This window comes from Neobacillus niacini, assembly GCF_031457145.1.
Classification (GTDB): Bacteria; Bacillota; Bacilli; order Bacillales; family Cytobacillaceae; genus Neobacillus; species Neobacillus niacini_J.
The window spans coordinates 41,430-53,506 of record NZ_JAVDVZ010000013.1 but is presented as its reverse complement, the minus strand read 5'-3'; the positions used below and the strand labels follow the sequence as shown (position 1 = coordinate 53,506).

The following is a 12,077-nucleotide window of genomic DNA, read 5'->3' as shown; positions in this document are numbered from 1 at the left end:
CTATGAAGAAATTAAAAGTTATGACAGTCGTTGGTACACGACCAGAGATCATTAGACTGTCAGCTGTTATTAATAAATTAGAAGAATCAAATGCAATAGAACACGTACTTGTCCATACTGGACAAAACTATGATCATGAACTAAATGAAGTGTTCTTTTATGATTTTAATTTAAAGAAACCGGATTATTTTCTTAATGCAGCAACGGGAACAGCGGTAGAAACAGTAGGGAATATTTTAGTTAAAATTGACCCTATTTTGGAAGAAGTTAATCCAGATGCATTTTTGGTACTAGGGGATACGAATAGTTGTTTAGCTGCCATCGCAGCAAAAAGAAGACATATTCCTATTTTCCATATGGAAGCAGGAAATAGATGCTTTGACCAAAGAGTGCCAGAAGAAACAAACAGAAAAATCGTGGATCATACAGCTGATATTAATTTAACTTATAGTGATATTGCAAGAGAGTATTTGTTAAGAGAAGGTCTGCCTGCAGATAGAATAATTAAAACGGGAAGCCCAATGTTTGAAGTACTCAACTCAAGAAAAGCTGATATTAAAAAATCAGATGTATTAGATAGATTAGATCTTGAGGAAGGGAAATACTTTGTAGTGTCGGCTCACCGTGAAGAAAATATTAACTCAGAAACAAACTTCTTAGATTTAGTTGATAGTTTAAATGCCGTTGCAGAAAAGTATAATATGCCTGTGATTGTAAGTACACATCCTAGAACTAGAAATATGATTAATGCTAAAGGGATTGAATTTAATCCATTAGTAAAAACGATGAAACCTTTAGGTTTTAATGACTATGTCAAGCTGCAAATCAAAGCAAAAGCGGTTCTTAGTGATAGTGGAACGATTAGCGAAGAGTCTTCTATTCTTGGATTTAGAGCGCTAAACATAAGACAAGCCCATGAAAGGCCAGAAGCGATGGAAGAGGCTTCAGTAATGATGGGTGGTTTGAAAAAGGAAAGAATATTACAGGGACTTGAGGTATTAGAAACTCAAGAAATAGATACATTAAGGTTTGTTGGAGACTATAGTATGCCTAATGTATCGGATAAAGTACTTAGGATAATCTTATCCTATACCGATTATGTGAATAGGGTTGTTTGGGGGAAATAAAAGTGAGAGTTTTACAAATAAACTCTGTTTGTGGCGTGGGTAGTACAGGACGAATAGCTACTGATTTACATGCAATTCTACAAGATCAGGGGCATGAAAGTTATATTGCATATGGAAGAGACACCCCAATAAATTGTGATACAACTATAAAAATAGGAAATAAACTAGATAACTATACTCATGTAGCTAAAACAAGAATATTTGACAAGCACGGTTTTGGATCAAAAAGGGCCACCAAGGAATTTATTGATAAGATAATAGAACTTGATCCTGATGTTATCCACTTGCATAACATTCATGGCTATTATATTAATGTGGAACTGTTATTTGCTTATCTAAAGAAGGCGGGTAAACCTGTAGTTTGGACTTTACATGATTGTTGGGCATTTACAGGGCATTGCGCATACTTTGATTTTGTAGGTTGCAATTGCTGGAAAAACGGTAGTCATAAATGCATTCAAAAAAGAAGTTACCCAGCAAGCTTATTAATAAATAATTCGAGGCAAAATTTTATAAGAAAAAAGAATGCCTTTACTGGAATTAGAAACTTAACTATTGTAACACCATCAAAGTGGCTAGCAGGATTAGTAAAAGAGTCTTTTTTGAATGAATATCCTATTAAGGTAATAAATAATGGAATAGATTTGGAAGTATTTAAGCCTACTAAGAGTAAATTCAAGGAAGAGAATGGAATAGAGAATAAATTTATTATATTAGGTGTAGCGAGTGTTTGGGAAAAGAGAAAAGGGTATGAATATTTTATCGAGCTATCTAAGAAGACTAACCCCAATGTAATCATCCTTTTAGTAGGACTAACTGATGATCAAATTAAACAATTACCTTCTAATATAATCGGTATAAAAAGGACAAATAGTATACAGGAATTAGCAGATATTTATTCTGTAGCAGATGTATTTGTGAACCCTACACTGGAGGATAATTTTCCAACAACAAATTTAGAAGCTTTGGCCTGCGGAACTCCTGTAATTACCTTCGATACAGGTGGTAGTGTTGAAAGTATTGATAAATTTAGTGGAATAGTTGTACCAAAGGGAAGTATAGAAAAATTAGTAGAAGCAATTGAAAAGACACAAAAAAATAAATTTAACCAACTACAAATTATTAGTAGATCAAGAGATTTCAATAAGTACGATAAATATAGTCAATATATCGAGTTGTATTAATATTCAATCTTAGAAATTATGAGTTACTCATGGTAATAGTATAGTTTTTTTATATGGCTATTAACTAGAATAATATGGCATGAAAAATATAATTAAATAGAAAATAAGTAAGAATATATATCATTTCTTGATTAACTTACAATGGTCTTTAAAGTTTAATATTAATATGCTTAAAAATTTTTGTATCAATAAAAATTAATATAAGGAGTATCCAGTGAAAGTTTCTAAAGAACATTTCTCAATTCTAGATATTAGTAAATTTATAGCTGCCTTATTTGTAGTTTTTTTACATTCAAGTGCATTATCATCGTATAGCGTTACTTTAAATTGGTATACTACTGAACTAATAACACGTTTAGCAGTTCCATTCTTTTTCGTAACGTCAGGTTTTTTATCTTATAATAAGTTGATAAATAATAATAATAATAATGCATCTTTTTTGAATATTATAAAGAGAGTATTTTATTTATATTCCTTCTGGAGTATTATTTATTTGCCTATTAAGGTTTTTGTTTGGAAAGTAGACGGGTTAAATAATATTGAAATAATAACAAGGTATATTCATAGTTTTATATTTTCTGGTGGTGATTCACACTTATGGTATTTAACTGCTTTGATGCTAGCCTATATAATTGCATTTATATGGTTGAAGAAATACTCATTAAATTCTTTATTAGTTTTCTCACTTCTACTATATGTAATAGGATCCTTGTTTACATCTTATAATAATTTTATTATAAAAAATGAGATATTAAATAATGTATACACTATTTATACAGACGTTTTTATTCAATTTAGAAATGGCATTTTCTTTGGTTTGTTTTTTGTAAGTATCGGTCTAAAATTCAAAGAATTATATAAAAAAGGGTCTTTAAGAAAAACATCCAACTATCTTATATTAATCTCATTTATTATTTATATACTTGAGCTTATCTTTATTACTAAAACAGAAATTCATGCAATTTCATATACAGATATGCGATTAAGTTTAATACTGATAATGCCACTCCTTTTTAATAAAATACTCGAAATTAAATACGAATTTAAAAAAGTGGACAACTTATTATTAAGAAATATTAGTACTATTATTTTTACTTCACATATTCTAGTTTACATGGTATTGAAGCAAATGATTATTAGAACAAATTTAACAGTACTCTATTCAAATAGCCTATTATTTTTTGCCCTTGTAAGCATCGGTTGTATATTACTTTCCATACTTATAATAAAACTTTCTAATAAAAGATTTAAATGGCTTAAAATCTCATTTTAGATAAATATTACCATTTATTAATTTCTGGAATTACTTTATTTGTTATCGAAATTTATTAAATTTAGAAGGAGAATACTAACTTGAAGATAATGTTTCTTACTAATCTACCTTCTCCGTATAGGATTGATTTTTTTAATGAATTAGGAAAGATATCTGACTTAACAGTTGTATTTGAGAGATCTAGATCTACTAGTAGAGATAGTAGATGGAGAAGTGTCCTTAAAGAAACCAACTTTAATGAGGTGTATATAAAGGGGGTAAATATAGGAGATGAATCTAGTATATCTTTAGGAGCTATTAGGTTAATAAAAAGAAATAATTATGATGCAATAGTAATAAGTGGCTATAGTTCTATAACATCGATGCTTACTATCCTATATCTAAATATATGCAAAATACCTTTCATATTAAGTGTAGATGGTGGCATTATTGGGAATGAGAGTAAATTTAAATACAACTTGAAAAAATATTTAATTAGTAAAGCTTCGCTTTGGCTAAGTACAGGAAAAGCAACTACAGACTATCTAATTCATTATGGTGCTAAAAGAGAAAAGATAAATGTATATCCCTTTACCTCAATTAAGAAATCAGATATAAGAATATCCATCCCTACCCTAAAAAGTAATTATAAGGAAAAATTAGGGATGAAAGAAAAAAAGATAATTTTATCAGTTGGTCAATTTATATATAGAAAAGGCTATGATGTTTTGCTTGAGGCATGTTCTAAGATGGATAAAGATATTGGTGTTTATATTGTTGGAGGTAGTCCTCCAAAGGAATATACCATTTTAAAGGAAAAATTCAAGTTAGACAATGTATATTTTATTGATTTTAAAACAAAATCTGAGCTCTCTGATTACTATATGGCTGCAGATTTATTTATACTTCCTACTCGGGAAGATATTTGGGGACTTGTTATCAATGAGGCAATGGCACATGGATTGCCTATAATTACAACTGAAAACTGTGTCGCAGGTCTTGAATTGGTTTTAAGTGGGGAAAATGGGTATATTATTCCTGTAAATAATAGTAAAGAAATAATTGATAAGACAATTGGCATCTTAGCAGATGAAAATCTACAATTATCTATGAGTGAAAAAAGTTTGGATATTATTTCAAATTATACAATTGAAAATATGGCGATGGTTTGTTACAAAATCTTTAAACAAAGTAGTTTTAATTTCAGAAAACGGTGATGAAATGAACCAAAAAAAACTAACTAAATTGGGATTTATATATGTATATTTTATTATTGGTTTAATTATGGTCATAAATTATCCCAAAAGCTCAGATGTAATTTTAAATCAAAATTATATCGTAAACACTTTAGCATATTTTTTTATGACTGGTTTATTTCTAATTATATTTTTCAAAAATCGATTAGATATTTTTGACCCTATATTTTTATTTTCCATTATATATATAACAATGTTTTCAATTGTTCCTAATTATGATATTGCAATAGGAGAAATTTTATGGTTTGGAGTGTATTTATTTGAATATGGTATAAGAGGTACCTCATTCGCAACTTTGGGTTATCTTGTATTTTGTTTTACTTATACAGTTCATATAAATAGGAAACCAAAAAAGAAGATAATATTTATTGAAAGAACTGAAATCTATAATAAGTCTTTAATAGCATTTTTAAGTCTAACTCTATGGATAATTTGCCTAATACTCTCTGTTGTGTATCTTGTACTATCTGGTGGAATGAATTTAGCATATATTTTCACATTAGGTGTTGCTGGAAGTGTTAGTCCTTCAATTTTGACACCAATTGGTGTAATTTCATTATTCTCTTATAGTTTAATTCCTCTAAGTTTAGTCTACAACAAGTATGGTAAATCAAAAATTGTTAAAATATTTCTTTTTGTTGTGACCCTTTTGATTCAAATGATTAGAGGATTTCGTTTTATTGCTATTATTCTAATTTTGGCATATGGAGTTTTTTATTATCTAAGCGTCGGAAGACGACCTTCTGGGAAATCTATACTTTCAATATTAATTATATTAGCATTTTTAACAGGAATAATGGGATTTTATCGTGGTGATGTTCGAGCAGGAAATGAAATTGATTGGGATACATTTTCTACTGAAGATGTGAATGAGTCTATAATCGGAAATTTCAGAATATATAAGACGTATTACGGAATTATTAAAGCAGTTCCAAATTTGACCTCTTACACATATGGAGAGCAAATGTTCGTTTATACATTAGTATTGTTTATTCCAAGAGCAATATGGCCAGAAAAACCTTCACCTCCAGGAACGCAGGCAATTGAACTGGGTATATCAGATTATGCACTAAAAGCAGGTCAGGCTTATCCGTTTATTGGAGAATATTATAAGGAATTTGGATTATTAGGTATTCTTTTTTTTATGGGGATATTTGGGTATTTTATGAGATATATAAAAACGAAATATTTATATAATAAATCTGACCCTTTTGGATTAATGGTATATTCAATTTTATTACCAACTACTTTCCAAATTATGATTAGAGGATATACTCCATCAAATTTCTATTTAGTTATATTCTTAGTACTACCAGTATTAATAATTAAATATTGTTCTAGAAGCAGATTATTAAAACTGGTAAAAGAGGAAAAGTGAAAAAAATGAACAAAATTTACGAAAATTACTTCTATAATATGCTATATCAAGTTTTTATATTATTTATTCCGATTGTCACGGCACCATATTTAGCAAGGACTTTAGGGGCAACAGAATTAGGAATATACAGCTATGTATATTCGTTTACTTCGATTTTAAGTTCCTTTTCTTTGCTTGGGATTTATAGTTATGGAAATAGGAAAACTGCCTATGTAAGAGATAATATGGTTGAATTAAATAAAATGTTCTGGGAATTAATGCTTATTCGAGTAGGATTGGGTGGTATAGGAACTATAATATTTTTAATTGTAGCCAGTAGTTCAGAATATACATTATATTTTTTATTATATTACGGATGGCTTTTAGCAAGTTTTTTAGATGTTTCATGGCTTTTTATTGGTTTAGAGAATATGAAACCAGTAGTATTGAAGAATTTTTTCGCCAAACTAATTAGTGTTATTGGGATTTTTATATTTGTGAATTCTGAAGAAGATTTATGGATATATTTTTTATTAATGGGAGTTACTACTTTAGTTGCAAATTTAAGTGTTTATGGACAATTAAAAAGTATAATTTTTAAGCCTACAATTAATAAAAACAACTTAAATGGTCATTTTATAGGGTCAATTCAACTATTCTTACCTCAAATTGCCTCATTGCTTTACTTACAGATAGATAAAATAATGATAAATTTCTTCACTAGTACCACAAACCAGGTTGCATTTTATGATCAAGCTGAAAAGGTGATTTTAATACCAATGACATTAATAACAGTTCTAAGCACCGTTATGATGCCTCGTATCGCTAATGACTATGCAAAGGGTAATATAGAAACAGTTAATAGATATGTATTAAAAGCAGGAGAAATTTCATTGTTTCTTGCAATTCCAATGGCAGTGGGAATTGCCGGGATAGCTAATAATTTTATACCTTGGTATTTGGGGAATGAGTTTATTCCAACAATTTATGCAATAATAATTTTGAGTCCGTTAATTATTTCTAATTCTTTGATTGGTGTCTTTGGGAACCAATATTTTACTGGAACTAATCAGATAGGGATAATAGTGAAAGCTTATGGAACTGCAGCTATATTAAATATTATTTTAAATGGATTTTTAATACCATATTTAGGGTTTTTAGGAGCAGCAATATCAACGATAATCTCTAGTTTAGCTTCTCTTTTAATCCTATTCTATTATATTAGTAAACAAATATCTATGGGCCCATTGCTTAGAACCGGATTGAAGTATTTTATGTTATCTTTACCTTTAGCTATGTCCGTTTTCGGAATTGGTTTTCTATTGCCTGCAAGTATATATTCAACATTTATACAAATATCGGTAGGTGTGCTTATTTATGGATTATTCCTTTTACTAATAAAAGACCAAACACTACAGATGCTATTCTCAAGAGTGAAAATGACAAGGAAAAAATAGGTTAAATCTCTATAATATTTAATAATATGTAAGGAGTGTAATATGAGAAATAAAAAAATTATTGTTGCTCATCCAGGAAGACAACATTCTTTTAGATTAGCTAAAGCGTTGAAAGAAGAAGGCATATTATTTAAATATATTACTACAGTTTATGATAAGGAATCGTCTATTTTGATGAGAATAACGAAAAGACTTATTGGAAAGGACAATTTAAAAAGAGCTAATAGTAGAAAATCTGCCGAACTAGATGATACTGATGTAGAACAGTTCTGTGAATTCTATGGATTAGTAGAATTGTTATTAATGAGAGTAGATAAAACAGGGATTTTATATAAGTATTGGGCAAGATATGTATCACATTCTTTTGGTAAAAAGGTTGCAAGGTATGCAATGAAAAATAAAGTTGATGCCGTAATATTATACGATACCAATGCAAGTTGCTGTTTCGAAATATTAAAGGAAAAGGCACCTAATATAATCAGAATTATGGATGTGTCCGCAGCTAATAGATTATATATGAAAGCTGTTTATGAGGAGGATATGAAAAGAAACACTCAGTTTGCGAAAAAACTATATAATGAAAGGAATTTTTTGTGGGAAAATGATTTGAGTGAACTGGTGAATGAAATTGAGTTTACACAGTATTTTTTGGCACCATCAATATTTGTGAGAGATTCTCTTTCATATAGTGGTGTCTCAGAAGATAAGGTAAAAATATGTCCGTATGGTTCAAATTTTAGTGTACCAAATTTAATTTCAAGAAATAGATCCCAAGAACTAAAAGTATTATTCGTAGGTAATGTTACACAAATGAAAGGAATTGGATATCTACTTGAGGCTTTTAAAGTTTATAACAAAGCGCAAGTATCTCTAACATTAGTTGGTCACTACGATAATGAAGATGGTATTTTCAATGAATACAAAAAAAAATACAATTTTTTAGGAAGAGTTACACATGAACAAGTGGAAAGGATCTGTAACGAATCAGATATTTTTGTATTCCCATCATTAGGAGAAGGGATGTCATTGGCTGCATTAGAAGCAATGTCCTGTGGTTTACCATTAATTTGTTCAACTAACTCTGGTGTTAATGATTTAATTGTAGAAGGTGAAAATGGATTTGTAGTTCCTATTGGAAATTCAGAGGCAATTAAAGAGAAGGTTGATTGGTTTTTAAATAATAGAGAACAAATCGAAAAAATGAGTGATAACGCTAGAGTAACTGCATTGAAATATACTTGGGAAAATTATGAATACAATGTTGTAAAAGCACTTAATAGTATTATTGAAACTGACTAAAATAAATTAAGTCTCGACCTTTGACCAATCGATATTTACCTAATAAATCTAAAAATAAACTGAGGTAACTGATGTATGGGTACATTATTTTTATGATTGTTTTAGGGTTTTCTCAACTTTTTATTTGCCAAAGCAGGGAGAAAATTAACCGTTTTAGCCATTCAATAAATTCCTTTTGGAAGAAACAATGGCTAGATAATATTTCAGGGATAAATAAGATTGACAATAAGTGATAAGTAAAAAAAATTATTTAATATTTATTTTTATGTGAAACATCGACCTCTTATAGGATACCTCCTATATTTACAACTATAAGGTTGTTAGAAATGATTTAAAGGTGGATAATATGAAAAAAAATTTATTTGTTATGCATACACAGTATAATCTAATATTAGCATGTGGCTTAACATTAACAGACTTTTCGAAGGACGAAAATGATTTAATCTTATTTACCGACTTTGCATTAATGGATGATATGAAGAATAGGTTAGAAAAAATATTTAATCGCATTATCTACCTTTCTGGTTCTTTTCCAAAGACCAATGAGAATTATTTAAAAAAAATTAAGAGATATCCAGATATAATGAAAAAACTAGATAATTTTATTATTAAATCTTATGATAATACATTTATTGTGGATGACATATGTATACCAGAAATGTATATCATGAAGCAAGTTTATAAAAATAATAAAAATAGCAAATTTATATGGTTAGAAGATGGTGGTATTGCATACTTTTCAAATAATGTAAAATCGGGTGGTTTGGCATCAAACACCTTTACTATGACTTTACGTAAGTATATTTTTAAATATTTGTTTGGTCTGGGGCGATTTTATGATTATAAGAACTATATGGGATCACACTATATGCTTGACACTGTATATTCTACCTTTCCAAAACAACTTAAAAGTGAATACAAAGGGAAAAAAATATACGAAATTTCGAAAAACGCTTTTATGGAGGGCTTGAATTCAATATATCCTACTTCCCCAATAACGATAAAAGGAAAATCATTAATTGTAATTATGGACATGTTATCAATTTATGAGGATGTTGAAAAAATAAGTACCATTTTAAGGAATGTGTTGGAAAAATATAAAGAGTGTGGGTATTCAATATATTATAAATACCATCCTAGGGAACTTAACAAGTTGGCTATATTACATAGCTATATTGAATTAGATAGAAATCAAGCTATGGAAAGTCTTTATTCAGGGATTAAAGCAAAAGAAGAGAGTATCATAATTGGCATTAAAAGTACTGGATTACAGACCGCATCCAAGCTAGGATTTAAAGTTGTTTCCTTAATTAAATATCTTGAACCGGATGAAAAAGAGGTAAGTGTTTTTTATCATAACATAGGGATAGATACTCCTTCTGCTGGATTAACTTCATTGTAATATAGGATGTTTTAATACTGCCAATCACTTATTTGAAAGTTATAATATATCAAATCACCATATATAGCTTTATTAATTGAGAATTTTATAAATACCTTAACATCAAATTTTTAAAAAGGGACTTGAAAAAATGAAAAATATAATGTTATTAGATTGTACATTAAGAGATGGTGGATATTATAATTCATGGGATTTTGATGTATCGATTATTGAAAAATATTTAATAGCAATGAATGAAATTTCGGTAGATTTTGTTGAACTAGGCCTTCGTGGGTTTAATAAGGATGGATTTAAAGGGGCTTGTGCCTATACCACCGATAATTTTATTCAATCACTAGAAGTACCTAATGGACTAAAACTAGGAGTAATGGTAAATGCCAGCGATTTAGTTAGATATCCAAATGGTATCGAATTAGCCTTATCAGAACTCTTTTCGCCAGCATCAGAGTCACCAATTTCTTTGGTTCGAGTAGCCTGTCATGTACATGAATTTGAAAATGCATTGCCCGCAGCTATTTGGTTGAAGAATCAAGGTTACATTGTTGGTTTTAATTTAATGCAAATTGCTGACCGAAGTGTTGAAGAAATTAAGAGTTTAGCATCGGTTGCTAATGAATATCCATTAGATGTTCTATATTTTGCTGATAGTTTGGGCAGTTTAAATCTAGAACAAACATCTAATATTATCAAAGTAATGCGTGAGGAATGGCAGGGTCCTTTGGGTATTCATACCCACGATAACATGGGTTATGCGTTGGCTAATTCTATGCGTGCAGTTGAAGAAGGTGTGACATGGATTGATGGTACAGTTACTGGGATGGGAAGAGGTCCAGGGAACGCAAAAACTGAGTATTTAGCAATTGAACTAGAATCAGCTCGTCAGGCATCTATTAATATCACACCATTGATACAATTGATAGAGGATTATTTTAAACCAAAGCAACATGAATGCGGCTGGGGTACGAATACCTTCTACTATCTAGCGGGTAAATTTGGTATACACCCAACTTATATTCAGGAAATGATTAGGGATCCTAGATATAATGAAGTAGATATTCTAGCTGTTATAGAACATTTAAAATCAGAGGGCGGCAAAAGTTTTAACATTAATGCATTAGAGGCTGCACGTAATTTCTACTCAGGAGATCCAATAGGAACTTGGGATCCATCATCTGTAATTTTTGATAAGGAAGTTTTAATAATTGGTACAGGACCAAGTGTTGTTAAGCATAGAAAGGCTTTGGAAGAGTATATCCGCAATAAACGTCCTTATGTAATTGCATTGAATACTCAGTCACATATTTTATCAGAGTTAATAGACATTCGAGCAGCTTGTCATCCTGTTCGTATACTTGCAGATTGCTCTGTACATGCGACACTACCACATCCGTTAGTAATCCCTGCTTCTATGTTGTCAGATAACATTAATAAGGCATTTAGAGGAAAAGAGCTGTTAGACTTCGGTATATCGATCCAAGAAAATACTTTTATGTTTGAATCTAATTATTGCGTCCTTCCCAATTCACTAGTTTTAGCATATGTATTAGCTATTGCAACAAGTGGGAAAGCATCACGAATTCTTTTAGCAGGATTTGATGGTTACGGTTTGGATGACCCGAGAACGAGTGAGGTAGATAATTTATTGTATAATTTCATGAAAGTTGAAACTACTCCATCAGTCGTAGCTATTACACCAACCGAATATAAAATTCCTTGTAGCTCAGTTTATGCATTTTAGGAGGT

General features: G+C 29.9%; 9 protein-coding genes. All 9 read left to right on the top strand.

The features are described from left to right. The first annotated feature begins 2 nt into the window (after positions 1-2). Positions 3-1,127, top strand: coding sequence for a non-hydrolyzing UDP-N-acetylglucosamine 2-epimerase (gene wecB / locus J2Y03_RS23000; RefSeq protein WP_310198804.1), 1,125 nt, complete (start codon positions 3-5; stop codon positions 1,125-1,127). Positions 1,128-1,129: 2 nt separating this feature from the next. Further along, positions 1,130-2,311 carry a glycosyltransferase gene (locus tag J2Y03_RS22995; protein ID WP_310198802.1) on the top strand — a complete coding sequence of 394 codons (1,182 nt, stop codon included), beginning with the start codon at positions 1,130-1,132 and terminating at the stop codon, positions 2,309-2,311. A 214-nt stretch (positions 2,312-2,525) separates the two neighbouring features. Continuing rightward, positions 2,526-3,584 (top strand): acyltransferase, encoded by a 1,059-nt coding sequence (locus tag J2Y03_RS22990; RefSeq protein WP_310198799.1) that lies wholly within the window; start codon positions 2,526-2,528, stop codon positions 3,582-3,584. Between the two features lie 89 nt (positions 3,585-3,673). Continuing rightward, a complete protein-coding gene (locus J2Y03_RS22985; RefSeq protein ID WP_310199003.1) occupies positions 3,674-4,780 on the top strand; it encodes a glycosyltransferase family 4 protein in 1,107 nt (368 codons plus the stop codon). After that, complete coding sequence (locus J2Y03_RS22980; RefSeq protein WP_310198797.1) at positions 4,713-6,197, top strand: O-antigen polymerase; 1,485 nt, start codon at positions 4,713-4,715, stop codon at positions 6,195-6,197. The genes J2Y03_RS22985 and J2Y03_RS22980 overlap by 68 nt, the downstream gene beginning before the upstream one ends. A gap of 5 nt (positions 6,198-6,202) precedes the next feature. Beyond that, a complete protein-coding gene (locus tag J2Y03_RS22975; protein ID WP_310199002.1) occupies positions 6,203-7,633 on the top strand; it encodes a flippase in 1,431 nt (476 codons plus the stop codon). A 42-nt stretch (positions 7,634-7,675) separates the two neighbouring features. Next, a complete protein-coding gene (locus J2Y03_RS22970) occupies positions 7,676-8,932 on the top strand; it encodes a glycosyltransferase family 4 protein (protein ID WP_310198794.1) in 1,257 nt (418 codons plus the stop codon). 346 nt (positions 8,933-9,278) lie between these two features. Then, positions 9,279-10,334, top strand: coding sequence for a polysialyltransferase family glycosyltransferase (locus J2Y03_RS22965; RefSeq protein ID WP_310198792.1), 1,056 nt, complete (start codon positions 9,279-9,281; stop codon positions 10,332-10,334). Positions 10,335-10,464: 130 nt separating this feature from the next. Continuing rightward, the gene (locus tag J2Y03_RS22960; RefSeq protein WP_310198787.1) at positions 10,465-12,072 is read left to right on the top strand and encodes an aldolase catalytic domain-containing protein; all 1,608 of its coding nucleotides are present in this window, start codon (positions 10,465-10,467) and stop codon (positions 12,070-12,072) included. Positions 12,073-12,077: the final 5 nt, after the last annotated feature.